This is a genomic window from Sinorhizobium sp. BJ1 (assembly GCF_002531555.1).
In the GTDB taxonomy this organism is placed as follows: domain Bacteria; phylum Pseudomonadota; class Alphaproteobacteria; order Rhizobiales; family Rhizobiaceae; genus Sinorhizobium; species Sinorhizobium fredii_B.
The window spans coordinates 1-21,836 of record NZ_NWTH01000040.1 but is presented as its reverse complement, the minus strand read 5'-3'; the positions used below and the strand labels follow the sequence as shown (position 1 = coordinate 21,836).

Sequence of the window (21,836 nt, the reverse complement as noted above, 5' to 3'; positions counted from 1 at the left end):
AGATCCTTTCAAATCCTAAGCGGTTCGCTGATGACGACATTGCGCGGCTTGACCGATGCGTTGAGAACGCCGGCCACCGCGTTCGCCAGGTCGTCATGACCGCCTGGCGCGTGATCTATGGATTCCTTTCCGCCGCGGCTCACACGACGCTCGAGCCCAACGATCTGATTGACCAGACGATCGGAATCGAGAAGATCAGCCGTCCCGCTGTTGAGCAGCGGTAAGAGGTCGCGATAGAGATCCGACCGCGGCTTTTCGCAAAGCTTGTAAGCAATGCCCTTTTTGCGGAACTGCTCTCTGGGCCATTCGCCGGCGTAACGGTCGCCTTCGACCTCCCGGACCCTATACGACGCCAACGTGTCGGCGAACTCTGCCACGACAGCCTCGGGGCTGAAGGGCGGCTTGCGCTCCCGCGTGCAGTCGAGAATAACGCGCTCGCCTTCGGTGTGGCCGATCGCCAAAGTCATGCTGTCGTTGCTGCCACCGCTCGGGTCCACAAATGCGCGATAGCGAATGCTTGAGATCGGCGGCCGCTCGCGAACACCAGGGGTAACGCAGGCCTCCACCACTTCGATATTCACAAACTGCTCGATATCGGCGCGGAACTCGGCTCCGAATTCAGCCATTGCCGATGCATGGTCACGCTCGAGCGCCCGGTCGACGACATCTTGCGAAATCGTAGGGTTCATTTCCCTGGTGGTGGCCTTCCAGACCAGCGGAGCGTCGTCCTTGGCCCAATACCGCCTGAAGGCATCCCAGAGAGCCCCGCGGCGCGCATGAGGCGATGAGGCACACAGGAGCATGCTGCTAGGGATGGAGGCCATTCCGGGCCTAATCGCATCCAGGATCGCATAATCCGGTTCTGCCGCGTCATCCGTCCTCCAGAAGGCGAGCTCGTCGCATAGAACGGCGGCGTAGGTGTAGCCGCGCGTCGATCGGAAGGAAGCAGTGCCGACTTCAATGGTCGTGCTGTTGTCGAGGTCGTAGGAATCGGCCGTGTCGCGCTGAACCATCGCCTTGAGCACGTCGATGTTGTCGAGCATGGCCCGGACATAGCGAAGGATGACACGCGCTTGCCGGCGATCGGTGGCGATCACAAGGACCGTTGCACGCTCGCCCGGTGCCAGGTATTGGCGATAGTCGAAAAAGCAGGCCAGGTAGACCGCAATCAACGCCATGTGGAAGGACTTGCCCCCGCGGCGCCCGATCACCATCCAGGCCTCTCTCTGAGCCGCCGTGGGGGCCTCTTTGCGGCCGGTATGGTGTTGGTAGAGCTCTAGCTGCTCATCTGTCATCGGCAGCCCAAACATGGCTGCAAGGAAGGCATGCCACGCCCGATAGGTCTCCGGCTTCCGGAACCACGGAGCAAAGATCTTCGGATGCTGGCAGGCCTCGAGGATGTTCATGCAGCCTGCCCCGCCAGAAGGTCAGCGAGGGACTCGCGGGGCTTGGCCGGCGCTTCACCCATGCCGAGCGAACGCAGGCAGCGGGTCAGGCTATTCGACCAGGCCAGATATTCCCGGCTATCGCGTTCGGAGAGAGGGCCTTCACCCTCCAGGAGCTTGGCATCCATCAAGGCGCAATGCAGGCTCAGCCATGCCGCGCGCTCGATCAATGCCCGCTGGGGTGCTGTTGGCTTACCGCCGACATGCTGGGTGAGCTCATCCCGGACGCTTTGCATGAGGCGTGCTTCCCGCCTGCGTCCGTCCAGCTTCGCCAGCACGTTCGGCCTCGAATGGGGGCCTAGTTGGCGCATAGTAGATCCTTCTAAGGGCCATGGGCGTCATCTCGACGGCCACCACCGCATGTTGTGCGATGTCACCTATATCTACCCCATATCTTGGGTATATTCAAATGCCTGCGGGATATCCTAGACGGTCCTGCGAGCCACTCGGCTCACCTGCATGGCCGTCCACTTGCCCCCGCGGGATGTGGCTATCCCCATCTCGTCCAGGGTCCGGGCAATCTGCGATAGGGAGGCGCCGGCTTCCCTCATCGGGGCAATCAGCTTCATGACCTTGGCTGCCTCAGCGTCTGCCTTGGCCTGGATGGCGACGTTCCGCTTCATGGTGGCATCCCGCATGCCCCCGAGCTTCACACCGCGTTCCTTCGCCACTTTGAGGGCTGCCTTGGTCCTTTCGCTGATGAAGGTGCGCTCCTGCTCTGCCAGGGCTGCGTAGATGTGCAGTTGGAACTTGTCGGCCTGGGGCATCTGGGCAACGCGAAGCTTAACCTTCGGATCGTCCATGAGGGTGGCAATAAAAGAGACCTTGCGGCTTAACCGATCTAGCTTTGCAATCAGTAGCTCGGCACCTGTCTTGCGCACCAGGGCAAGAGCCTTGTTCAGTTCGGGCCGGCCGTTGTTGGCGCCGCTGTCGACGTCCTGAAACCGGCCGATGATCTCGTAAGGGACGGCGCTAAACCGATCGAGGAATATCCCGATATCCCGCTCTTGTGCCTCGAGCCCCAGTCCTGACTTGCCCTGGTCCTCTGTCGAGACGCGGGTGTAGATGCAATATCTCAACATGGCTTTTCCCCTCCGCCTTGCTGGATATTCTCACGACCATATCAAATGTCAATGGACGTTGAGACTGTTAAGCCTTTGATCTGTAAAGGATGCTGGAGGAATGGCGATCGGAATTGCGGCTTTTCGTTTCCCAGCATTTCTCCGCCATGGTTGCATTTTTTCGCATTTCGCTTCAGCGTTTGCTGGGGAATCATCGCGAGAGGCAATGATGGCTTGGGTAGTTGGTATCGGCATATTCTTGTTCTTGCTTCTGGGCTTTCCCAAACAGGTGGGCTCGCTGATCTTGCTCATCGTTCTCGCCGGTGGGGGAGTCGCGCTATATTACTACCTGGATCAGCAGGCCTACGCGCGTAAGAAGGCCCAGATCATCACCGAGGTCGGAACTGATCCGGCATGCAGTGATCCTCGGTTCCCGCTGAAAATTCAGTTCACCAACACCACGGCTGAGACCCTTATGCGAGTGAGCTTTAGCTTAGAGGGATTCCGACCAGGCTACAGCGACGTGGTGGTGTCCGACTATCTGCTCTCGTCCGATCGAATAATGCGACCCCGAGACGTCTACGCGGCCTGCTGGGGCTATCCCGTACGCTATGGGAAGCAGGTGAACTACCCCGGGCTAAAGTGGGTTGCGAAGGTAACTACGGCGACCTTCGCGAAGTGAGACAAAGATGGGTTTACGAACAATAAGCATCGACGAGCTCGACCATTTCAAACTGGACGAGCACGGCCGCCTTTACTGGAAGGGCGAGGCCGTCATTCTCGAGAAACGCCTACGGCTGGAGACCTACCAGATCGTCCTAGCCACGCTCGCCACTGCTGGCGCGGTGCTCTCCGGCATTCACCCGTTCGGGGCCAGTTTCGGCTGGTGGTAGATACAAGAAACCCCGCCACGCTTGTTATCGCCTTGGCGGGGTCTGCCTCTGGTGAGGTCTTGAGGCTGAACGGCTCTCGCCGCCAGCGATCAACTCGAATATGGGTATTCTGGCATTAACGTCAAGTTAAAATCCGAGCCCAGCGCGCACACCGATTAGAATTCTCTCGAACGTTTCCCGGTCGACACGCCGGTTCATGTATTTGCGCTTTCCATTGTGATCACGACCGGTGCGGAAGAGATCAAGCCGACCGAAACACACCGTAGCGATCATGTCGCATTTCGCCCACATCACCGGTGAATCGAATGGTGCCGGTAGCGGCGGATCTAGCGTAAACTCCACCACGTACGCCAGTGAGCGCTCCGGAGGTGAGGTTGAAAGCGGCACAACTGCGTGAAGCCCATCACGGTGGGGGAGGCGCGGGGAAACGACTAATGCCGGCCGGCGCTTCACCATTTCAGGCTCGACAAACCCGCCAAGGGCGTAATCACACAGCAGTAAGGTACCAGGCGCAACTGAGTATCGAATCGACATGGCGAGACTTTACTCAGCTTCCGAACAGCTCACCAACTCACCCGAGTGTGCGCTCCCCAGGTTTGTCGAGTTGTCCCCAAGCACAAAGTCGTCCGGCTTCCCGTAAAGGTTCGCCTCCACCCAATCGCTGAAGCGCTGCAGAAACGCTTCCCTGCCGTCTCCGGACGGGGATGGAGCCCATTCATCGCCCGTGGCTAGGCGATATGCCCGGATGGTCGGCGCGTGTCCCAGTCCCCACTCAAGGAAGTCGAGATAAGCCGGCAGATCAGCGTGGTTACCCCATGAGGTAACGAGGGCGGCCGTCATGCGGCATCTCCATCGCACGCGCGCGCGGCGTCATACTCGGATCTTTCTTCATGGGCTTGCAGCCCATACCCGCCCAAGGGCACGGCCCTTGGAACCGGTGCGCCGGCTTCGCCGCCGCCGTAACCATGCTGGTTCGCCGATGAACGCGGCAACGTGAGAGAAACAATCACCGCCCCGGCTTTGATTTGCTTTGGAGGAAGGGGGGCAGCCTCCCTGTGCGCGATCTGAGCACGGATCACGCGAATGAGGTCATCAGCGATCTTCTCTGCCCGGGCCTCTCCGAAAAGGGGCTCCATGCGTTTCCGCGTCTGAGTGCGAAGACTGTTCAGCCGTCCGGTGCGTTTCGGCTTATCCAGAGCGAAAATGGCCCTCGCTACAACCGCTGTAGCCCCATGAGACCTATGAACCGGGAACGGCAGAAGATCGGCCGGGGGCCTCCAGTCGAGGAGGGAAAGTTGCTGCTCAGTCATCGCGGCATTCTCCCTTATCAAGAGTCTCCACGTATGGGGGATACGTGGAGACGACTTCGGTCATGTCAGAGAGGGGGATACGTGGAGACTTCTTCTGTTGCGCCGGAACGGCAATTTTCAGTTTACGGACACGCTTTCGAAATCCGCTGCCGCCCTCATACTCGGCAATCACGCGACCGAGTTTCTTCAGTCGATCGATATCTCGCTTCGTCGATGCGAGCGACCTGCCGGATCGAGCCGCCAGCGCCCTGTCTGTCAGGCAACATGACCCGTCGCGCCTCGATACATGCGAAGCGATGCACTCCAAAGTGAGCTTGGACAGCCGCCTCTTTCCCAGTTCCTCAGAAGTACTCGCGAGCCAGTCAGCGATGTAGTCGTTAGCCACGTTCGCCTTTGTGGGCCAGATATACGGAAGGGCTTCGACGGGTTCGAACTTCCGCCGCTTTCCGGGGAACTCGAATTCCGCGGCCGTTGCTGTGGCGGTCTCCAGATGAAGGTTCAAGCCATAGCCCTCCGGATCATCCGGAACCGCTCGGACATCGCCGCGGCTTCTGTCGCCTCGAGGGCGCTCAGATTGAAGCGCTGCCGCAATGCAGGGATGATCGGCTTAGGGCGCGGGTTTTGGTCTGCCAGCCACATTGCGGCTGTTTCGACCAGGGCGTTGTGCTCGTGCTCGGGAGGGGTCAACGACGCAGTCATGCAGCCTCGCTTTCCGTGAAATCCGTTTCCTGGAGCGGGTTTTTCATCCTTGCTGACGTGTAAGGGTGCGTCCCACTGCGGAAGGGCCACAACGGGCATTTGACAGTCTCACAGGCGCGGATTTCACTCGGCTGGTTGCAGCAGCAATCGAGACACTTCTCGCGGATCGCCTTCATCGGCGACATCTGCTTGTGACCGGCAGCCTTCGCGACCGCGGCAGTCGGCGGCCAAGTTGAGGCGAGTTCGGTTCGGGAAGGCGCCGTCATGCGGCGGTCTCCATGAAGAAGCGGATGAGCGTCCCGCGTTCAGCAACCCACCGGCCGCCGACCTTCTTTGCTGGCAGCTGACCGGATTGGAGCATGTGGAATGTCTGCCGCTCGGTGCGGCCGATCAGCCTTGCAATTTCGGTGACTTCCCAGATGAGATCTAGGCTTTCAGCTTTCTCTGCCATTTCGTCCCTTTCATGGGTTGACATTTAGTGATGGCTAGTAGCCATAATTGACCATGGCTAACAGCCAGCATTGTGTCAACTTAAAAAACGTGGCTAGTAGCCATCATGACCAAAAAGCCCGTGATACAGCCCCAAGACAAATACGTCCTCCGCCTTCCTGATGGCATGCGCGACCGGATAAAGGCCGCTGCCGACCGTAACGGCCGAAGCATGAATGCTGAGATCATCGCGACATTAGAGGAGGCTTACCCCAACCCTTTCGAGCAGGAGCTACATTTCCTTGACGAGATCGATGACCTCGCGAAGAAACTGGAGCGGATCCGTGCTGCGCGGATAGCTGAAATTGAGAAAGGGCGCGTGGAGGTGAAGGAGATTGAGCGATTTCTCGACAACCGCGACGAATTCGTGAAGAAGCCGGAGAAGTGATCCGCCATGTCAGTCCGAAAGCGCAAATGGAAGACGGCTGGGGGCGAGGAAAAGACCGCGTGGATAGTCGACTATTTCGACGCGGCCGGTAAGCGCCGGCTGAAGACCTTCACGAAGAAGAAGGATGCCGACGCTTTCGCTGCAACGGCAAAGGTCGAGATTCGGGAAGGCGTTCACGTTGCCGACAGCGCCAGTGCCACCGTCGAGGAAGCTGGTAAGCTGTGGCTTGCAAGCGCCAGGGCGGCCGGGCTCGAGCGCGCGACGATCATGGACTACGAGCGCCACCTTCGAATCCACATCGTTCCGTTCCTCGGTGCGTCGAAGCTGCCGGGCTTGTCGATAGCGAAGATACGAGCATTCGAAGACCAGTTGCGTGAGGCGGACAGGTCGACAGCCATGATCAAAAAGGTGCTGGTGAGCCTCGGCACCCTGATTGCCGACGCCCAGGAGCGCGGCCTAGTCGCCCGGAATGTCGTAAGGGACATGAAGGGTCGTCGCGGATCTGGTGAAAAGCGACAGGAGAAGCGCCAGAGAGGCCGATTAAAGATCGGCGTCGATATTCCGACCCGTGATGAGGTCAAAGCGCTGATCGGCGCGATTTCCGGCCGTTGGAGGCCTCTTTTCCTGACAGCGGCCTTCTGTGGCCTAAGAGCTTCCGAGCTTCGCGGCCTCAGATGGCAAGACATCGATTTCGAGAAGGGACGAATCCGTGTCCACCAGAGGGCCGACAGATTCAACGACATAGGCCGGCCGAAGTCTCATGCGAGCGAAAGGACGGTGCCTGCCCCACCGATGGTTTGCAACGCTCTGCGGGAATGGAAGCTTGCTTGTCCGAAGAAGGACACGGGCAAGGTCGACGACGCGGGCCAAAAGATCATGGATCTCGATCTAGTATTCCCGAACGGTCAGGGCAAGATCGAGCAATTGAACAACATCCTTCGCCGCGGACTTCATCCGGCCTGGATCACCGCCGGCGTCGTTGTCGACACCGGCGAGGTCGACGAGAAGGGGAAACCAGTGCTGACGCCGAAGTATACCGGGCTGCATTGCCTTCGCCATTTCTTCGCCTCATGGTGCATCAATCGCAAGGAAGACGGCGGGCTCGGCCTGACACCGAAGATCGTTCAAGAGCGCATGGGACACTCGACGATCGCGCTTACAATGGACCGCTATTCGCACCTCTTCCCGAAGGACGATGACGCCGACGAAATGGCCGCAGCCGAGCGTGCATTCCTCGCCTGACTGCAACATGGATGCGACATGGAACGCTCTAAGCCATGCATAGAAAGGCTTTGAAGCGGTTTCCTAATCTGGGGGTCGCGCGTTCGAATCGCGCCGGGATCACCATTTGTTACCTCTCTTCCTCGGGCGATCAGCCGTGAGGCGCCCGGTGGAAGCTCGCTGGCTGAAGCTGTACTAACCAAACACCCTCACCCTTTTGATCGTCTTGCCACTGTAACAATCGCCGCCTACACTGCCCTTACTGTCCCTCTCGCCGCTGACCACGGATGTACTGGCAGCGGCGGGAGGTGGCGATGAAAGGTCGGGCTGAGCCCGGCCTTTTTGTTTGGTGCTCCTCAGCCCTTGCCCCGCTGCGGGTCCTTGCCGGCCGCCTGGCTGCTCTTCTTGACCTCGTCTTTCTTGCCCGCGTCTTTCTTGGCCTGGTCGCCGGCGCGGTTTCCGCCGTGCTTTCCACTGGAACTCTTGGGCGCCTTGCCGTCCTTCATGTTGGTAGCCATTGCGCTCTCCTCGAAGATCTCGGTTCACGGGAGCGTGCAACCGGAAAATCGCAAGAAAGTTCCGCAATTCTACTCCTCTTGCCGCGCTCGATCGTCGCTCGAGTACACCGCGGAACCAAACCATGCCCGGCCGGTTTGGTTGGTCGGGAAACGATCCCCGAGAGAGGAAAGGCTATGAAAATCACGATCTTTGGCGTTGCAGTGCTTTTAAGCGCTGCCGCAATGCCGGCTTTTGGGCAGTCGGCAACCTCGGGCGGAAGCACACCGGCGATCGCCACGCCCGGCACCCAAAACCCGGAAGCTCCCGTCGCAGGCAAGAACAGCTTTACGGAAGACCAGGCGCGCGAGCGGATCGAGGGAGCCGGTTACGCCGACGTCACGGGGCTGAAGCTCGACGACCAGGGAATCTGGCGTGCAACCGCGATGAAGGACGGCAAGTCCGTTGCCGTTTCTCTCGATTACCAAGGCAACGTCACCGCGCTCTAGGTCACGATGATTTCGGTCGGAAACGGGCGGAAATCTGCTCGCTTCCGTTTCCAGCGCTACAGAAAGGGAGAAGAAGATGAGAACTGTGGCAGGGCTTTTCGACGACTACCATGACGCTCGACAGGCGGTGAACGACCTGGAGGCAGCCGGCATTCCGTCGGAGGATATCAGCTTGGTCGCCAATAATGTCGGCGATCGCTATTCGGGCGAGAGTTCCGGGGCTGCCGAAGGCGCCGGCGTCGGTGCAGGGCTGGGTGCGACCGGCGGCGGCGCGGTCGGCCTCCTGACCGGGCTGGGGCTGATGGCCATACCGGGCGTCGGGCCTGTCGTCGCTGCCGGTTGGCTCGCATCGACAGCCGCGGGTGCCATCGCCGGAGCGGTGGCGGGTGCCGCCACCGGTGGCATCATCGGTTCGCTGACGGATTCGGGCATACCGGAGGAGGACGCGCATCTTTACGCAGAGGGCGTGCGCCGGGGCGGCACGCTGGTGGTGGCCAAGGTCGACGAGGCGCTGGTCCCGCAAGCCGATGCCATCCTCAGGAACCGTCATGCCGTCGACACCTCGGTTCGCAGGCGCGCCTACACCGAAGAAGGCTGGAGCACTTTCGACGCGGCCTCCGCGCCCTTGAGCCTCGATGAGGTTCAGCGCGAGCGTGAACGCTATCGCCCACCGGCACTTTAACGCTCGACATTGACTGCGGGCGCGGCCTGCGGCTGCGCCCGTGAATTCATCTCTCCCACAGCACTTCCGGGAGCGTTCGCCTCGATGCTGCGGAACCTAGCCGAGTTCTCGGGTGTTGTCGTAGGTGTTCCTTCGCAGGAGAGAAAGCATGCCATCGGCAATGCCACCGAAGTCGAAGTCGCCGCGAACGACCCGCGCTCCCCTTGCCCTGCCGCAACTCGTCGACGAGAAGGCCGAGGCCTTCGTCGCCACGTCCATAGCCGAGCTCGTCAAATGCAAGATCCCCTTCCTGATCGCCGGCACCTTCGCCGTCAGCGCCTATACCGGCATTTCAAGGCCGACGAAGGATCTCGACGTGTTCTGCAAGGCCGGCGACTACACCCGCATCCTCAAGCATTTCAAGTCGCGCGGTTACTCGGTCGAAATCGAGGACGACCGGTGGCTCGGAAAGGTCTACAAGGGCAAGTTCTTCTTCGACGTCATCTTCGCCTCGCCGAACGGAACCATGCTCGTCAACGATGCATGGTTCGAACATGCCTTGCCAGTGGAGATCAGCGCGTCCCCGGTGTCGATCGTCGCTCCGACCGAATTGGTCTGGTCGAAATCCTTCATCCAGCTTCGCGAGCGCTACGACGGTGCCGACGTCGCCCACACGATTTTAAAGACCCACGACCGGATCGATTGGCGCCGGCTGCTCGAATATATGGAAGCGCACTGGGAGGTGCTGCTGATCCATCTCCTCAATTTCCGGTGGATCTACCCCTCTGAGCGCGACAGGGTTCCCCTGTGGCTGATGGACGAGCTGCTGAGCCGGCTGGCGGCCCAGCGGGACTTGCCGCTGCCCCAGACGAAGATTTGCCGCGGCAGGATGTACTCGCGGCGCGATTACGAGATCGACGTGACCGAATGGGGATTTGCCGACGTCGGCGGCGACCTCGAGATGCGGACAGGAAAATAGGGAGTTGTTACCATGGGCAACAAGCTGAAGGTGGCCGCGGTTGCCGACCTCCACATGAAAGAGGATGGTTCGGTCTCCTATGCGGAACTGTTTTCGGAAGTGTCGAAAGTCGCCGATGTGCTGGTGATCGCCGGCGACCTGACCGATCTCGGCAAGCCCGCCGAGGCGGAGCTTCTCGCCTCCGACCTGAAATACTGCACCGTCCCTGTGGTGGCGGTTCTCGGAAACCACGACCACCAATGCAATGCCGTCGAGGAGATCTCGTCGATCCTCATGAAGGCAGGTGTCCACCTCCTTGATGGGCAGGCGGTCGAGATCGCCGGCATCGGCTTTGCCGGCACGAAAGGATTTGTCGGCGGCTTCGGGCGCCACATGCTCGGTTCTTTCGGCGAAACAGCCCTGAAGACGATGGTTTCCGCCACCGTCGACGAAGCGATGCGCCTCGAAAACGCCCTGCGAAAAACCAGTGCCCAGCACTCCGTGGTCGTGCTCCACTACGCGCCGATCGCCGAGACCGTTGCGGGAGAGCCGGAAGAGATCTATCCCTTCCTCGGCTCCTCTCGTTTCGCCGAAACAATCGACCGGTTCCGCGTCAGCGCCGTCGTCCACGGTCACGCTCACAAGGGCACTTACAAGGGCACGACGCCAGGCGGCGCGCCCGTCTTCAATGTCGCCGCCCATGTGGAGAAGCCGACTGGCCGGCCCTATGCGATCCTGGAATTCTGATCACGCCGAGGCGGGATAGCGACATCTTCCGTTCAAGGTTTCAGGACAACCTTCACACAGCCGTCCGCCCTCTTGTTGAATGTCTGATAAAGGTTTGGCCCGCCGTCCAGGGAGCCCCGGTGGGTGATGACGAAGGAGGGATCGATCTCGCCCTTGCGGATGCGATCGAGCAGCAAGGGCAGGTAGCGCTGAACGGGTGTTTGCGCCATGCGGAAGGTCAGCCCCCGATTGATCGCCGAGCCGAAGGGTATCTTGTCGAGATAGCCGCCATAGACTCCGACGATGGAGACCGTACCGAAATTCCGGCAGCAGTGGATCGCCTGGCGCAGCACATGCGGACGATCGGTGCCGAGGTAGGTGGCGACCTTGACGCGGTCGACGAGGGAATCGAGGCTTGCCCGGCTGTCGGCCTCCGTCCCCACCGCATCGATGCAGGCATCCGCGCCGCGCCCATGGGTCATCTCCATGATGCGGTCGTAGATATCCTCCTGCATATAGTCGAGCGTGACCGCGCCTGCAGTTTCCGCAAGCCGCAGCCGCTCGGGAACCGTATCGACGGCGATCACCCGTTCCGCCCCGAGCAGGAAGGCCGAACGGATCGCCATCTGGCCGACAGGCCCGCAGCCCCAGATGGCGATCGTGTCGCCCGGCTCGATGCCGCAGAATTCGGCAGCCATGTATCCGGTCGGAAAGATATCCGAGAGAAACAGGACCTGCTCGTCGGTGAGTTCCTCCGGTACCTTGATCGGCCCTACATCGGCGTGCGGCACACGCAGATACTCGGCCTGGCCGCCGCGGTAGCCGCCGAGAAGATGTGAATAGCCGAACAGGCCCGAGGGCGAATTGCCCCACATCTTCATCGCTTTCTCCCGGTCGGGATTGGTTCGCTCGCAGGCGGAGTAGAAGCCCCGCTGGCAGAAGAAGCACGCGCCGCAGGCGATGGTGAAGGGCACCACGACGCGCTCTCCGACCTTTAGCTTCGTCGCAGCCCTGCCGACCTCGACGACCTCGCCCATGGTCTCGTGACCAACGACGTCGCCATGCTCCATCGCCGGTATCAGCCCGTTGAAGATGTGCAGATCGGAGCCGCAGATTGCGCAGGCAGTAACCTTGATGATGGCGTCGTGCTGGTCCTCGATTATCGGATCGGGAACACTCTCGCACCGGATGTCGCCCTTGCCGTGCCAAGTCAGAGCCTTCATTGCGAGATCCCTCCACTGTTGTCGAACGCGCTCTGTGCCCGGCAAGCGAGCCTTCAGTGCCGTCGATACGAGGTGCGGGGTACGCCGCCGATCACCGCCGCGAGCGCAAGGCCAACGACGGCCGCGGCCGCAACGGCGGCGATTGGAACTCTGCGCTCCGAACGCCACCCGCCTTCGATGCCGCCGGGATTTGCAGGGGCCCTGAACAGGTTGCCGTTGCTCCTTTCGGCACGCGGCGCTCGCCTGAGATAGGACGACGTCAGGCGGGCCAGCAGGCGGGAGGTCGTATTGGGGGCGAGAAAATGCGCGAGCCGCGCCAGGTCGGCGACGACGCCGACGGTGACGGCGCTGCGTGGATATTGCGCCAGGCGGACGACGGCGCGGGCGGCCCGGCGCGCATCATAGACTGGAGGCGGAACGCTGAGCCTGCGGCCGGTGTAGTTCGCGCCATGCGCGACGCCGGGCGTATCCATGAAGGTTGGATAGACATCGCAGATGTGAATGTCGGGTTCATCGGCGAGTTCGGCACGCAGCGCTTCGGAAAAGCCTCGGAGGCCGAACTTGCTGGCACTGTATGCCGCCGCAAAAGGTGTCGAGGCAAAGCCGCCGAGCGAGATCATGTTGATGAAAGTGCCGTGGCCCTGCTTCAGGAAGACGGGAATGGCGGCATGCGCATCGTTGACGTGCCCGATCAGGTTCGTGCGAATGACCTGCTCGTGAGCCTCGATCGGCGTTTCCTGGAAGCGGCCGACCGCGCCGACGCCGACATTGCTGAACCAGACGTCGATTTTGCCGAAGCTCAAGGCCTTTCCTGCCAGGTCCCTGACCGCATCCGCATCGGTGACATCGGTCGGCACGACCAGCACAGCCGCCCCGAGATCACGGCAGGTGCGCGCCACCTTTTGCAGCGCCACCGCGTCGCGCGCGGCCAGCACGAGTCTCGAACCTTGCCGGGCAAATTCCTCCGCCGTCGCCTGTCCGACTCCGGACGAGGCTCCGGTAATCACCACCACCGCATCTTTCAACGCTTTCCGCATCGCGCGTCTCCCTCTGGAACGACATCGCCGTGCGTCTTTGAAAACACAAAGGCCGCTTCAGCACATTGATGCGCCGATGGAACCACCTGCGGCCGATAATGTTCCGCTGCCAATGCGGGCGCCGAGGAAATCGATCCGGCGGCGCATCCGGCATGGAACCCGACCCGCATGGCAGGGCGTTAGTCTGCGATCGAAATTTCACCGCCTGAAGGAAGACCCCGTCCATGCCGCTGCAAGTCAGTTCCAATTCGGCCCGCCATGCGGCGGCGATGCGTGATCGATCCGGCGCCGGGCGCAGCCGCAATGGGCGCGATGTGGCGGCAGGCGAAGGTCCCGCGAAGGAAAGCGGGCTCGTCTATGTCAGCGATTCGGTGCCGGGCATCAGGCGGCAGCGCTCCGGCAAGGGGTTCGTCTACCGGCTGCCGGACGGCTTGATCCTGACCGACCCCGTCGTGAAGGCCCGTATCGCATCGCTGGGCCTGCCGCCAGCCTACGAGAACGTGTGGATTTGCCTGGACGAGAACGGGCACCTGCAGGCGACCGGCTATGACGCGCGCGGTCGAAAGCAATACCGCTACCACACGGAATGGCAGGTGCAGCGGAGCGGCGACAAGTTCGCTCAGCTCCTTCTCTTTGGCAAGGCGCTGCCGAGGATCCGGCGCACGACCCGCCGCCACATGGAAGGAGGAGCCGGCGACGCACGGACGGTGCTCGCCGCTCTGGTCGCCTTGCTCGACGAAGCGCATCTGCGAACCGGAAGTCCCGCCTATGTCGAGGCGAATTCGACCTATGGCGCGACGACGCTGTTGAAGCGCCATTTGCGGCTCCTCGACGGTTGCATAGAGCTGCGGTTTATCGCCAAGGGAGGCAAACGGGTGCAGCGGCGGCTGCGGCGCCCGAAACTGCAGCGCCTGCTCGAGAACATCGCCGACCTGCCGGGACGGCAGCTCTTCGTGTGGAGGGACGACAACGATGTCCTGCGCCCGGTCGACTCGGGTCGTCTCAACCGCTATCTGGCGGAGATTGCCGGCTTCTCGGTTTCGGCCAAGACGTTCCGGACTTGGGCGGGCAGCGTTGCCGCCTTCACGGCAGTACGCGAAGCACTGGAGAGAGGCGAGCGCCCGACCGTCAAGACGATGTGCGAGGCGGCTGCCGCGACTCTCTGCAACACGCCGGCTATCTGCCGCAAAAGCTACATCCATCCGGATGTCATCGCTCTCGCGGATACCGGCTCTGCTGTCTCCGCCAAACAGCTGCGCCGCCGCGGACGCGCAAACCCTGAGCTACGGGTGGAGGAAGCGCGCATGCTCAATTTTCTTGTGCGCGCCGCACGTTCGGAGACCAAGGCAGCGGTCACGATGAACGGAATAACGGCGGGACCGAGCCCCGCCGTTATCTGATCAGAGATTTTGATTGCTTCCGCCCGGGTTCCAGCCGGACGTTCCCCCGGACGAACCGGCGCCTCGAAGGCGAATATTGTTCTGGACGTGGCTAACGCCGGAGACGTTTTCCGCCAGGTCCTCGGCGCGGCGTTTCGCCCATTTGGTCTCGACGAAACCGCTGAGCTGAACCTCGCCACTTGTGACCGAGACCTCGATGTCGGAAGCGTCGAGTGCCCCGTCATCGCTCAGACGGTCGCTGACATCTTCCTGGATGCGGCTGTCGGAGCGGGTATAGCCCTTCGGCCCTTTGCCACGATGCTGATCCATTTGGCGCCGGCGCTCGGCATCTTCGTCACCGAACCATGAGGCTACCTCGTCGCCGGCCCGTTCGAAGAAGCCTCGCTCCTCGTCCCAGTCCCGGTTGGACCGCGGAGAGGACGGCCGCCCCCGATAGCCGTAGTCGGAACCATAACCGCCATAACCACGCTCCCAGCTCGAACGCCCGTAGTCCTCACCCATCCTGCGATAGGGACCGGCACTGGATTCCGCATCCGGGAAATACTCGGAATTCTCGTAATCGGCGCCGCGCGGTTCGACCGTCTCCGCAAAGCGCCGCCGGGCGCCTCTCTCATCGCCGTACCAATCCCTGCCGGATTCGCGCGAGCGCCAATAGGGATCATCTCGCCTCCAATCTTTTCTCCTGGGCATCTGTTGCTCCTTTCCTTTCGGTTCCTTGACGACTTCGACGATTCAAACCACCGAACAGCGTCTCGGTTCCGGTGCGCAGCACGCATCGGCCAAGCGCCCCAGCCGAGCGGCGCGGGCTCAGTCGTCCTTTGTCTTGAGGGCGTCCGAGGGTTTGCCTCGGTGCGGGTCCTTCAGGTTTTCGCCGGCCGCATCCCGGTCATGCTCCGGGTCATCCTTCGCCGGCAAATAGCCTCTTGGCCGCGTCTCCTTCGGCCCTTCCCACCGCGGCGATTGCTCCGTGGTGCCGGGCGCTCCATTTTTTGGGGTCTTCATGATTTTTCTCCTGTGCAGCCCGCTGTGTCACTCCTGGTCTTTCATTGTCGGAAGCGGGAAGCGCTGGTCTTCGTCCTCGAGGTCGGACTCGACGATATAATCGTCCCTTTTCCTGCGCATTGCCTCGCGCGCGGCCCGCTTTTGGATGAGTTCGTCCGGCTCCAGCGGCTGCGTGCCGGCTTCCGGATGCAGGTCGCTGTCGGTCTTGACGGGCTCACTGGAACCGGTCCTGACGTCCGGGACGCGCTTGGACTTGTTTTCGACTTTTCCCATTTCGCCCTCCTCGGGGTTGCCGCTTGGTCAACGCCAGCCCGGAGGCGAAGTTCCATCATGGGCCGTTCCAACGAGGCTCTCGGCCTCGGAACAAAGCCCGGCGAGCCCGAGTTAGGAATCGCGCCCGTTATCGACGACTGGCCGAACAATCATTCGCGCCGAAATCCAAGAAGGAGGCCTGGACCATGGAGAGTTACCCGCGCCCGCCGTTCAAGCGTCAGAGCCAGCCGATGCCTGGAACCACGGACCGTATGGACCCCCTGCCGGACCACGGGGAGAAAACCTACCAGGGATCGGGCCGGCTGCAGGGTAAGAAAGCCATCATCACCGGCGGAGACAGCGGCATTGGCCGAGCTGTGGCAATCGCCTACGCACGAGAGGGCGCCGATGTCCTTATCTCTTACCTGAACGAGCACGAGGACGCGAAATCGACCAAGACGCTTGTCGAAGAGGCGGGATGCAAGGGCGTCCTCGTCGCCGGCGATATCCAGACATCGGACCATTGCAAGCGAATTGTCGAGACGGCGCTCAACGAACTCGGCGGTATCGACATCCTTGTCAACAACGCCGCGCACCAGGCCTCCTTTCCGGATATCGCGGACATCTCCGACGAGGAATGGGAACTGACCTTCCGCGTGAACATTCATGCGATGTTCTATCTCACCCGCGCAGCGGTCCCGCATATGAAACCGGGCAGTTCGATCATCAACACCGCCTCGATCAATGCGGATGTCCCGAACCCGATCCTGCTGGCCTATGCGACCACCAAGGGTGCGATCCAGAATTTCACCGCCGGCCTGGCGCAAATGCTTGCCGACAAGGGCATACGCGCCAATGCGGTGGCGCCGGGCCCGATCTGGACACCGCTGATCCCCTCCACCCTTCCCGAGGATTCGGTCATGAATTTCGGCAAGCAGGTGCCGATGAAGCGGCCCGGGCAACCGGTGGAACTCGCCTCGGCCTATGTAATGCTGGCGGATCCGCTGTCGAGCTACGTCTCTGGCGCGACAATCGCCGTCACCGGCGGCAAGCCGATACTGTAGCCGCACCCGTTACCGTCAGCGGCAATGCCATGTCTCGCGGGCATGGGAACATTGGTAGCGTTTGGTGGTTGTCGAGTTGCGCGACGCCGATGCCGGCGGTTGCAGCGTTGCAGGAGGGTCCGTTATGATCGATTTTTCCCATGCACGCGAAAGAATGATCCTAACCCACCTCTCCCGCCGCGGCATCCGGGATCCCGATGTTCTCGAAGCGATGCGCATCGTTCCGCGCGAGGCCTTTGTCGACCCCGGCTTCGAGGAGTTTGCCTATGAGGATTCGGCACTGGCGATCGGCCACGGCCAGACCATTTCGCAGCCGTTCATCGTCGCGCTGATGACCGAGCAGGCCGAGGTCCAGCCGGGCGATACGGTCCTCGAGATCGGCACGGGATCCGGCTATGCGGCGGCTGTGTTGAGCCGCATCGCCGCTCACGTCTACACCATAGAGCGCCACGCCGGCTTGGCCGAGGCGGCCCAAGGGCGCTTCGCCAAGCTCGGCTACGACAATATTTCCGTACGCGTCGGGGACGGCACGACGGGTTGGCCGGACGCCGGGCCGTTCGACGCCGTCCTCGTGGCAGCGGGCGGTCCGGACGTACCGCAGGCTCTCAAGGAGCAGTTGGATCTCGGCGGCCATGTGGTCATTCCGGTCGGCCCACGCGACGAGCAGCGCCTGATGAAGATCACCCGCGTCAACGCCACCACATTCGAGGAACAGGACCTCGGCGGCGTCAGGTTCGTGCCGCTCATCGGCGAGCAGGGCTGGAAGGAAGCGGGGACAGAACTGCGCGCCAAACCCAGCCGCACGCCCACGCTGCCCGAATTGATCGCCGACGCGGCCGAGCCGCTGCCGGATCTCGACGACCCCGCCTTCGGCCGTCTTTTCGACCGCTTCGCCGAGCGACGGCTGGTGCTGCTCGGCGAGGCAAGCCACGGCACGTCGGAATTCTATCGGGCCCGCGCGGCCATTACCCGCCGGCTGATCGAGGCGCATGGCTTTACCATTCTCGCCGTCGAGGCGGATTGGCCGGACGCGGCGGCGGTCGATCGCTACGTCCGTCACCGGCCGCCCAGTGCCCGGCTGCAGGTTCCTTTCCAGCGCTTCCCCGCCTGGATGTGGCGAAACCGCGAGGTGATGGACTTCGTCGAATGGCTGCGCCGGCACAATGAAGACAAGGCCGAAGCGCAGAGAGCGGGATTCTACGGCCTCGACATCTACAACATGAGCGGCTCGATCGCCGCCGTCCTCGAATATCTCGACAAGATCGATCCGCAGGCGGCAGCGATTGCGCGCCAACGCTATGGATGCCTGACGCCCTGGCAAAACGAGCCGTCCACCTATGGCCGGGCCGCGCTGAGCAGGAGTTTCCACAAATGCGAGGAGGCGGTCGTCCGCCAATGCCGCGACTTGCTGGAGAAACAGCTTCAGGCGGGGCAGGAAAACGGCGACGATCTTCTGGACGCGGCACAGAATGCGCGGCTCGTCGCCTCAGCGGAAAAATACTACCGCATCATGTACTACGCCGGTGCCGAGTCCTGGAATATGCGCGACTCCCATATGTTCGAGACGCTGCAGCACGTTGTCGACGCGCGCGGATCCGGCGCAAAAGCCGTCGTCTGGGCCCACAACTCGCATATCGGCGACGCCCGCCACACCGACATGGGAATGGCCCGAGACGAGCTCAATATCGGTCAGCTTTGCCGCGAGCATTTCCGGCATGAGACGGCGCTCATCGGTTTCGGCACCCATGACGGACATGTCGCCGCGGCAAGTGACTGGGGAAGCGAAATGGAGGTGAAGGCGATACGGCCGTCGCTCGACGACAGCTACGAGCGCCACTTCCATGATTCCAAGGTTCGACGCTTTCTCCTGGATTTCTCTCGAGACCGAGTGCTCCGCGACCGCCTGCTGGAGCCGAAGCTCGAGCGGTTCATCGGCGTGATCTACAGGCCGGACACCGAACGGCTGAGCCACTATTCCTATGCCTCCCTGCCGCGACAGTTCGACGCCTTCGTTTGGTTCGACAGCACGTCGCCTATCACGCCGCTCGGGCCCGAACATATAGGATCGGGCGTGCCCGAGACCTTCCCGTTCGGTCTATAGGAGTGCGCGTCGGCTTAGCGCGGCGATACTCAAAGCTCGGTGGAAATAATGTTGTCGACGGTGACTTGGCCGGCGATCACGCCGCGGTTCGAACCCGGCGGTGCCGGTCCCTCTTCGATCACGGTGTAGAGCTTTTCGCTGCGAAAGGCGCTCGCCATGTCGGTGGTCACACCCTCTGCCGGTTTCGCATCGATCTCGCGGAAATCGAGCTCTGCCTCCGAGGCAACAATCCTGGCATCTCCGCTGGAGCGCGCAACGACCACCACTTCCCCTTGGTACTTGGCGTTCTGCCAGTTGGGATCAGAGGGCCCGGCCAGCGGCGACAACCGGTAAATCTTCAGTTCTTCCTGCATGAGCATCCTCGATGTGGTCATTCGGACTGATCGATCGCATGCGGCGCCGGCTGTCCCTCTTCCGACGGACCATCGAACGGAAAAATCGTCCAGAGCACCGCGACCAGTATCAGAACGACGATCCCTGCTGCGGCTACGCTTTTCGACATCATACTTCCGGCATTTGCTGTGATTGGATCAGAAAAATCTGCGGTTTTACCGCCTCTCCTATCAATCGCCAGGCATTGGAATTGTTCCCCCGTCGAGGCGTCGCTTCGCACCCTCCCGTTCGGAACCATTCGCCATACGGCCGGTTGGATCACCTTTTAGAGGAGGAAAGCGCGATGCATAAGGCGAGCGACCATTTGCAGGCCTGGCTGAGGGATGCGCATGCGATGGAAGAACAGGCGATCACGATGCTCACCAGTCAATCCCGGCGGCTGGAAAACTACCCTGAGCTCAAGGCGCGGATCGATCGGCACCTACAGGAAACCCGCGATCAGGCCGCAATGCTCGAGCGTTGCCTTGAACGATTGCACGGCGGGAGCTCGGCCATCAAAGATATCAGCGGCAAGATCGTAGCCATCGGACAGGGTCTGAGTGGGCTCTTCGTCAGCGACGAAGTCGTCAAGGGCTCGCTTGCCAGCTATACGTTCGAGCATATGGAAATCGCCAGCTACAAGATCCTAATCGCTGCCGCCGACTACGCGGGCGATCAGGAAACGAAGCGGATCTGCGAGACCATTCTGCAGCAGGAAGTCGAGATGGCCGAGTGGCTCGGCCAGCATGCCGCGGAAATCACCCGCACGTTCCTGGAACGGGATCAGCGCGGCGTGACGGCCAAGCACTGACAGGTGAGCGGCGCGACGAGCCTCCTCCTGGGGCGGCGCAGGATAGATCGCCGGTGAAGCTTGAGCTGCACCCGAAGTCGAAACGTCATCACGCCAGACTGGCGACGAGACGGTGATGCAAATGAGGCCCGCCTTAGCCAAGGCGGGCCTCATCGCTGACGGCGTTTCGCCGGTCAGGCGATGACCGCGACAATGTGCATGTTGTTCGGATCGACAATGACGATCCGGCCATCTGCGAGCATGAAGTATTTGTAGCTCTTGTAAGCGGGAACGATCTCGACAATCCGCGGCGGCAAGGCGTGGAGAGTCACGCTCTGCGGCACGGCAACGCCGACGGACACGTCAAAGTCCACCTTGTCAACCGGTTGAACGCTGCTTTCCTTTATGACGCTGCGCAGCTGGGTTTGCTGCTCGGCCGTCACTTCTACTCCAGCCGAAGAGCTGATGGCGCCGGTCGTACCGGTGTCAGGGGTTTTTGGGCAGTCGGCCGGCGCATTGGGTTTCGAGCAACGATCGTCCTTCTGGCCGGTTACGGCCTGACTGTCGCTACCCGGCATTTGCTGGGTCTCGGTCCCCTGCGACTCCGGGGCTTGCTGCTGCGGTTGTTGGGTGTCCTGTGCCACGGCAACTCCACCAAGAGCGAGGGGCGATACGGCGAGTGCGAATGCGAGTACTGAGTGCCTGAATTTCATTGTTTCCTCCTTCCCGGATTTCGGCGCTCCAACCGCGTCGCCGAAGATTTGTTCCTGCTAATATAAGTGATCCCACAACAGCCACTCGTTGACACAGCGGAACAAAGTGCTGGTCTTTGCTTTCCCCTCTCAGGAAGAAGGAGGGATATGATGGCACGCAACAGCACCAAGAAACCCACCCGCGAGAAACCCATGCTGCCGACCGATGAAGAGCCGGCTGGCACGCCGAAAAGCATGAAAGTGCAGACGGTCGTTCAAGGCCGGGTCCGCCCGGTGCGCAGCAGAGACGAGCAGAATGTAGATCCGGACGAAACGCTTCCCAACGACGAGGAAGAGCAGTCGATTGCCGACAATCCCTCGCGCGAAGAAGTGCGCTTTGGCGAGGTGAAAACGCCAAAGCCCGACTGACTTGCGAGCAAACGCGTTACGACCAGGAACCTTCGCCGGCAACGCCGGTTGGCTTCACTGCAAGGAGGCACCGAAACATGTTGATGGACTATTTCTGGCTACTGGTGACCGGCGGCGGTGCCTTCATCCTGGGCGCTGTGATTGCCTATGCGGTCATGCGGCAGAAGCCGCTCCCGCCCGTGACCAAGGAAGCGCAGAAGCGGGAAATCGACAGGCTGTACGAGCGCCCGCCGGAAAACAAGGCCCGCTGATTCAGCCCATTGACGTCGCACTGGCCTCAGGGCTCACTCGGCCGAGCTTGGAGGACGAGTGCCTTTGCGCGTTTCAGCGCCGCGAAGGCCGCCTCCTCGGAGCGACACAACAGCTTGAGCTCGGGACGCCGGAGGGCAATTCGGATATGATGCGGTCCGAGCACGCGGATCAGCCCGTAGCCGGGAAAGTGTCCATTGCCCGGGCCGCGATTGTTCCAGCAATTGATCTTGAGGGAGCGTGGCGCCTCATATGCGTGCGAGGCTCCAAGGATGCGCGAACACTCCTCGTAGAAGGCACTTCTGTTCAGTAAGCGCGAATTTCCCAGCACCTTTTGCGGTTGAGTGTGCTGAGGCATGAGGTGTCCACC

At 61.5% G+C, this 21,836-nt stretch carries 30 protein-coding genes; 14 read left to right on the top strand and 16 right to left on the bottom strand.

Annotated elements, in window-relative coordinates:
• Positions 1-8: 8 nt before the first annotated feature.
• The 3 genes from CO676_RS29845 to CO676_RS29835 all read right to left on the bottom strand — a co-directional run bounded on the left by CO676_RS29845 (position 9) and on the right by CO676_RS29835 (position 2,527).
• Positions 9-1,406: a hypothetical protein gene (locus tag CO676_RS29845; protein ID WP_097523741.1), complete on the bottom strand. Its 1,398-nt coding sequence runs from the start codon at positions 1,404-1,406 to the stop codon at positions 9-11.
• Entirely contained in the window at positions 1,403-1,681 is a 279-nt protein-coding gene (locus CO676_RS29840) for a hypothetical protein (protein ID WP_197560541.1), read from the bottom strand. Before CO676_RS29840 ends, CO676_RS29845 begins: the two co-directional genes overlap by 4 nt.
• A gap of 189 nt (positions 1,682-1,870) precedes the next feature.
• The gene (locus CO676_RS29835) at positions 1,871-2,527 is read right to left on the bottom strand and encodes a recombinase family protein (RefSeq protein ID WP_097523740.1); all 657 of its coding nucleotides are present in this window, start codon (positions 2,525-2,527) and stop codon (positions 1,871-1,873) included.
• 100 nt (positions 2,528-2,627) lie between these two features.
• Between CO676_RS29835 and CO676_RS29830 the strand changes: the two genes are divergently transcribed.
• A complete protein-coding gene (locus CO676_RS29830) occupies positions 2,628-3,188 on the top strand; it encodes a hypothetical protein (protein ID WP_144340221.1) in 561 nt (186 codons plus the stop codon).
• A gap of 7 nt (positions 3,189-3,195) precedes the next feature.
• Positions 3,196-3,399, top strand: a complete 204-nt coding sequence (locus CO676_RS29825; RefSeq protein ID WP_097523738.1) for a hypothetical protein — start codon at positions 3,196-3,198, stop codon at positions 3,397-3,399.
• 1,302 nt (positions 3,400-4,701) lie between these two features.
• On the opposite strand, the gene CO676_RS29805 is transcribed toward CO676_RS29825, so the two are convergent.
• From CO676_RS29805 to CO676_RS29790, 3 genes are all read right to left on the bottom strand, one after another.
• Positions 4,702-5,211, bottom strand: coding sequence for a hypothetical protein (locus CO676_RS29805; RefSeq protein ID WP_097523734.1), 510 nt, complete (start codon positions 5,209-5,211; stop codon positions 4,702-4,704).
• A 193-nt stretch (positions 5,212-5,404) separates the two neighbouring features.
• Complete coding sequence (locus CO676_RS29795; protein ID WP_097523732.1) at positions 5,405-5,674, bottom strand: hypothetical protein; 270 nt, start codon at positions 5,672-5,674, stop codon at positions 5,405-5,407.
• The gene (locus CO676_RS29790; protein ID WP_097523731.1) at positions 5,671-5,859 is read right to left on the bottom strand and encodes a hypothetical protein; all 189 of its coding nucleotides are present in this window, start codon (positions 5,857-5,859) and stop codon (positions 5,671-5,673) included. The genes CO676_RS29795 and CO676_RS29790 overlap by 4 nt, the downstream gene beginning before the upstream one ends.
• Positions 5,860-5,964: 105 nt before the next feature.
• On the opposite strand from CO676_RS29790, the gene CO676_RS29785 reads away from it, so the two are divergent.
• Together CO676_RS29785 and CO676_RS29780 are read left to right on the top strand one after the other, a co-directional pair.
• Positions 5,965-6,285 carry an Arc family DNA-binding protein gene (locus tag CO676_RS29785; RefSeq protein WP_097523730.1) on the top strand — a complete coding sequence of 107 codons (321 nt, stop codon included), beginning with the start codon at positions 5,965-5,967 and terminating at the stop codon, positions 6,283-6,285.
• 6 nt (positions 6,286-6,291) lie between these two features.
• Positions 6,292-7,527: a site-specific integrase gene (locus CO676_RS29780; protein WP_097523729.1), complete on the top strand. Its 1,236-nt coding sequence runs from the start codon at positions 6,292-6,294 to the stop codon at positions 7,525-7,527.
• Positions 7,528-7,862: 335 nt separating this feature from the next.
• Here the strand turns inward: CO676_RS29780 and CO676_RS29775 are convergent, their stop codons facing one another.
• Complete coding sequence (locus CO676_RS29775) at positions 7,863-8,024, bottom strand: hypothetical protein (RefSeq protein WP_097523728.1); 162 nt, start codon at positions 8,022-8,024, stop codon at positions 7,863-7,865.
• 174 nt (positions 8,025-8,198) lie between these two features.
• On the opposite strand from CO676_RS29775, the gene CO676_RS29770 reads away from it, so the two are divergent.
• The 4 genes from CO676_RS29770 (at position 8,199) to CO676_RS29755 (ending at position 10,876) form a co-directional block, all read left to right on the top strand.
• Entirely contained in the window at positions 8,199-8,510 is a 312-nt protein-coding gene (locus tag CO676_RS29770) for a PepSY domain-containing protein (RefSeq protein ID WP_014766115.1), read from the top strand.
• 76 nt (positions 8,511-8,586) lie between these two features.
• Positions 8,587-9,192 (top strand): hypothetical protein, encoded by a 606-nt coding sequence (locus CO676_RS29765; RefSeq protein WP_014766116.1) that lies wholly within the window; start codon positions 8,587-8,589, stop codon positions 9,190-9,192.
• Between the two features lie 148 nt (positions 9,193-9,340).
• Positions 9,341-10,150: a hypothetical protein gene (locus tag CO676_RS29760; protein ID WP_014766117.1), complete on the top strand. Its 810-nt coding sequence runs from the start codon at positions 9,341-9,343 to the stop codon at positions 10,148-10,150.
• A 12-nt stretch (positions 10,151-10,162) separates the two neighbouring features.
• Positions 10,163-10,876, top strand: coding sequence for a metallophosphoesterase (locus tag CO676_RS29755; protein WP_097523727.1), 714 nt, complete (start codon positions 10,163-10,165; stop codon positions 10,874-10,876).
• A gap of 32 nt (positions 10,877-10,908) precedes the next feature.
• On the opposite strand, the gene CO676_RS29750 is transcribed toward CO676_RS29755, so the two are convergent.
• Together CO676_RS29750 and CO676_RS29745 are read right to left on the bottom strand one after the other, a co-directional pair.
• Positions 10,909-12,078 carry a zinc-dependent alcohol dehydrogenase gene (locus CO676_RS29750; protein WP_097523726.1) on the bottom strand — a complete coding sequence of 390 codons (1,170 nt, stop codon included), beginning with the start codon at positions 12,076-12,078 and terminating at the stop codon, positions 10,909-10,911.
• 53 nt (positions 12,079-12,131) lie between these two features.
• Positions 12,132-13,115, bottom strand: a complete 984-nt coding sequence (locus CO676_RS29745; protein WP_097523725.1) for an SDR family oxidoreductase — start codon at positions 13,113-13,115, stop codon at positions 12,132-12,134.
• Positions 13,116-13,384: 269 nt separating this feature from the next.
• Here CO676_RS29745 and CO676_RS29740 point away from each other — a divergent pair, with 269 nt between their 5' ends.
• Positions 13,385-14,515: a DNA topoisomerase IB gene (locus tag CO676_RS29740; RefSeq protein ID WP_245424544.1), complete on the top strand. Its 1,131-nt coding sequence runs from the start codon at positions 13,385-13,387 to the stop codon at positions 14,513-14,515.
• Here CO676_RS29740 and CO676_RS29735 read toward each other — a convergent pair whose 3' ends face one another.
• From CO676_RS29735 to CO676_RS29725, 3 genes are all read right to left on the bottom strand, one after another.
• The gene (locus CO676_RS29735) at positions 14,516-15,205 is read right to left on the bottom strand and encodes a BON domain-containing protein (protein ID WP_097523723.1); all 690 of its coding nucleotides are present in this window, start codon (positions 15,203-15,205) and stop codon (positions 14,516-14,518) included. It lies immediately after the preceding gene.
• Positions 15,206-15,322: 117 nt separating this feature from the next.
• Positions 15,323-15,517 (bottom strand): hypothetical protein, encoded by a 195-nt coding sequence (locus CO676_RS29730; RefSeq protein WP_014766123.1) that lies wholly within the window; start codon positions 15,515-15,517, stop codon positions 15,323-15,325.
• A gap of 27 nt (positions 15,518-15,544) precedes the next feature.
• Positions 15,545-15,790 carry a hypothetical protein gene (locus CO676_RS29725; protein WP_097523722.1) on the bottom strand — a complete coding sequence of 82 codons (246 nt, stop codon included), beginning with the start codon at positions 15,788-15,790 and terminating at the stop codon, positions 15,545-15,547.
• 185 nt (positions 15,791-15,975) lie between these two features.
• On the opposite strand from CO676_RS29725, the gene CO676_RS29720 reads away from it, so the two are divergent.
• Both CO676_RS29720 and CO676_RS29715 read left to right on the top strand, forming a co-directional pair.
• Positions 15,976-16,833: an SDR family oxidoreductase gene (locus tag CO676_RS29720; protein ID WP_097523721.1), complete on the top strand. Its 858-nt coding sequence runs from the start codon at positions 15,976-15,978 to the stop codon at positions 16,831-16,833.
• Positions 16,834-16,957: 124 nt separating this feature from the next.
• Positions 16,958-18,934 carry a protein-L-isoaspartate(D-aspartate) O-methyltransferase gene (locus CO676_RS29715; RefSeq protein ID WP_097523720.1) on the top strand — a complete coding sequence of 659 codons (1,977 nt, stop codon included), beginning with the start codon at positions 16,958-16,960 and terminating at the stop codon, positions 18,932-18,934.
• 29 nt (positions 18,935-18,963) lie between these two features.
• Here CO676_RS29715 and CO676_RS29710 read toward each other — a convergent pair whose 3' ends face one another.
• Both CO676_RS29710 and CO676_RS36890 read right to left on the bottom strand, forming a co-directional pair.
• A complete protein-coding gene (locus tag CO676_RS29710; protein WP_014766127.1) occupies positions 18,964-19,287 on the bottom strand; it encodes a hypothetical protein in 324 nt (107 codons plus the stop codon).
• Positions 19,288-19,304: 17 nt separating this feature from the next.
• Positions 19,305-19,436: a hypothetical protein gene (locus tag CO676_RS36890; RefSeq protein ID WP_080605701.1), complete on the bottom strand. Its 132-nt coding sequence runs from the start codon at positions 19,434-19,436 to the stop codon at positions 19,305-19,307.
• A gap of 174 nt (positions 19,437-19,610) precedes the next feature.
• On the opposite strand from CO676_RS36890, the gene CO676_RS29700 reads away from it, so the two are divergent.
• Positions 19,611-20,117: a DUF892 family protein gene (locus CO676_RS29700; RefSeq protein WP_097523719.1), complete on the top strand. Its 507-nt coding sequence runs from the start codon at positions 19,611-19,613 to the stop codon at positions 20,115-20,117.
• A 173-nt stretch (positions 20,118-20,290) separates the two neighbouring features.
• On the opposite strand, the gene CO676_RS29695 is transcribed toward CO676_RS29700, so the two are convergent.
• Complete coding sequence (locus tag CO676_RS29695) at positions 20,291-20,809, bottom strand: DUF1236 domain-containing protein (protein WP_014766130.1); 519 nt, start codon at positions 20,807-20,809, stop codon at positions 20,291-20,293.
• Positions 20,810-20,959: 150 nt separating this feature from the next.
• Between CO676_RS29695 and CO676_RS29690 the strand changes: the two genes are divergently transcribed.
• Entirely contained in the window at positions 20,960-21,217 is a 258-nt protein-coding gene (locus tag CO676_RS29690) for a hypothetical protein (protein WP_014766131.1), read from the top strand.
• A 77-nt stretch (positions 21,218-21,294) separates the two neighbouring features.
• The gene (locus CO676_RS35525) at positions 21,295-21,468 is read left to right on the top strand and encodes a hypothetical protein (RefSeq protein ID WP_014766132.1); all 174 of its coding nucleotides are present in this window, start codon (positions 21,295-21,297) and stop codon (positions 21,466-21,468) included.
• Between the two features lie 26 nt (positions 21,469-21,494).
• On the opposite strand, the gene CO676_RS35795 is transcribed toward CO676_RS35525, so the two are convergent.
• A partial coding sequence (locus CO676_RS35795; RefSeq protein ID WP_245424542.1) for a hypothetical protein occupies positions 21,495-21,836 on the bottom strand: 342 nt, incomplete at its 5' end.

Bases quoted from the DNA above. Each gene is read 5' to 3' on its own strand.
- CO676_RS29845 (WP_097523741.1), bottom strand. From the start codon at position 1,406: ATGAACATCCTCGAGGCCTGCCAGCATCCGAAGATCTTTGCTCCGTGG.
- CO676_RS29775 (WP_097523728.1), bottom strand. From the start codon at position 8,024: ATGGCTACCAACATGAAGGACGGCAAGGCGCCCAAGAGTTCCAGTGGA.
- CO676_RS29780 (WP_097523729.1), top strand. From the start codon at position 6,292: ATGTCAGTCCGAAAGCGCAAATGGAAGACGGCTGGGGGCGAGGAAAAG.
- CO676_RS29795 (WP_097523732.1), bottom strand. From the start codon at position 5,674: ATGACGGCGCCTTCCCGAACCGAACTCGCCTCAACTTGGCCGCCGACT.
- CO676_RS29715 (WP_097523720.1), top strand. From the start codon at position 16,958: ATGATCGATTTTTCCCATGCACGCGAAAGAATGATCCTAACCCACCTC.
- CO676_RS29765 (WP_014766116.1), top strand. From the start codon at position 8,587: ATGAGAACTGTGGCAGGGCTTTTCGACGACTACCATGACGCTCGACAG.
- CO676_RS29790 (WP_097523731.1), bottom strand. From the start codon at position 5,859: ATGGCAGAGAAAGCTGAAAGCCTAGATCTCATCTGGGAAGTCACCGAA.
- CO676_RS35525 (WP_014766132.1), top strand. From the start codon at position 21,295: ATGTTGATGGACTATTTCTGGCTACTGGTGACCGGCGGCGGTGCCTTC.
- CO676_RS29700 (WP_097523719.1), top strand. From the start codon at position 19,611: ATGCATAAGGCGAGCGACCATTTGCAGGCCTGGCTGAGGGATGCGCAT.
- CO676_RS29830 (WP_144340221.1), top strand. From the start codon at position 2,628: ATGGCGATCGGAATTGCGGCTTTTCGTTTCCCAGCATTTCTCCGCCAT.
- CO676_RS29690 (WP_014766131.1), top strand. From the start codon at position 20,960: ATGGCACGCAACAGCACCAAGAAACCCACCCGCGAGAAACCCATGCTG.
- CO676_RS29770 (WP_014766115.1), top strand. From the start codon at position 8,199: ATGAAAATCACGATCTTTGGCGTTGCAGTGCTTTTAAGCGCTGCCGCA.
- CO676_RS29725 (WP_097523722.1), bottom strand. From the start codon at position 15,790: ATGGGAAAAGTCGAAAACAAGTCCAAGCGCGTCCCGGACGTCAGGACC.
- CO676_RS29840 (WP_197560541.1), bottom strand. From the start codon at position 1,681: ATGCAAAGCGTCCGGGATGAGCTCACCCAGCATGTCGGCGGTAAGCCA.
- CO676_RS29730 (WP_014766123.1), bottom strand. From the start codon at position 15,517: ATGAAGACCCCAAAAAATGGAGCGCCCGGCACCACGGAGCAATCGCCG.
- CO676_RS29695 (WP_014766130.1), bottom strand. From the start codon at position 20,809: ATGAAATTCAGGCACTCAGTACTCGCATTCGCACTCGCCGTATCGCCC.
- CO676_RS29785 (WP_097523730.1), top strand. From the start codon at position 5,965: ATGACCAAAAAGCCCGTGATACAGCCCCAAGACAAATACGTCCTCCGC.
- CO676_RS29760 (WP_014766117.1), top strand. From the start codon at position 9,341: ATGCCATCGGCAATGCCACCGAAGTCGAAGTCGCCGCGAACGACCCGC.
- CO676_RS29835 (WP_097523740.1), bottom strand. From the start codon at position 2,527: ATGTTGAGATATTGCATCTACACCCGCGTCTCGACAGAGGACCAGGGC.
- CO676_RS29710 (WP_014766127.1), bottom strand. From the start codon at position 19,287: ATGCAGGAAGAACTGAAGATTTACCGGTTGTCGCCGCTGGCCGGGCCC.
- CO676_RS29735 (WP_097523723.1), bottom strand. From the start codon at position 15,205: ATGCCCAGGAGAAAAGATTGGAGGCGAGATGATCCCTATTGGCGCTCG.
- CO676_RS29750 (WP_097523726.1), bottom strand. From the start codon at position 12,078: ATGAAGGCTCTGACTTGGCACGGCAAGGGCGACATCCGGTGCGAGAGT.
- CO676_RS36890 (WP_080605701.1), bottom strand. From the start codon at position 19,436: ATGTCGAAAAGCGTAGCCGCAGCAGGGATCGTCGTTCTGATACTGGTC.
- CO676_RS29755 (WP_097523727.1), top strand. From the start codon at position 10,163: ATGGGCAACAAGCTGAAGGTGGCCGCGGTTGCCGACCTCCACATGAAA.
- CO676_RS29740 (WP_245424544.1), top strand. From the start codon at position 13,385: ATGCGTGATCGATCCGGCGCCGGGCGCAGCCGCAATGGGCGCGATGTG.
- CO676_RS29825 (WP_097523738.1), top strand. From the start codon at position 3,196: ATGGGTTTACGAACAATAAGCATCGACGAGCTCGACCATTTCAAACTG.
- CO676_RS29720 (WP_097523721.1), top strand. From the start codon at position 15,976: ATGGAGAGTTACCCGCGCCCGCCGTTCAAGCGTCAGAGCCAGCCGATG.
- CO676_RS29745 (WP_097523725.1), bottom strand. From the start codon at position 13,115: ATGCGGAAAGCGTTGAAAGATGCGGTGGTGGTGATTACCGGAGCCTCG.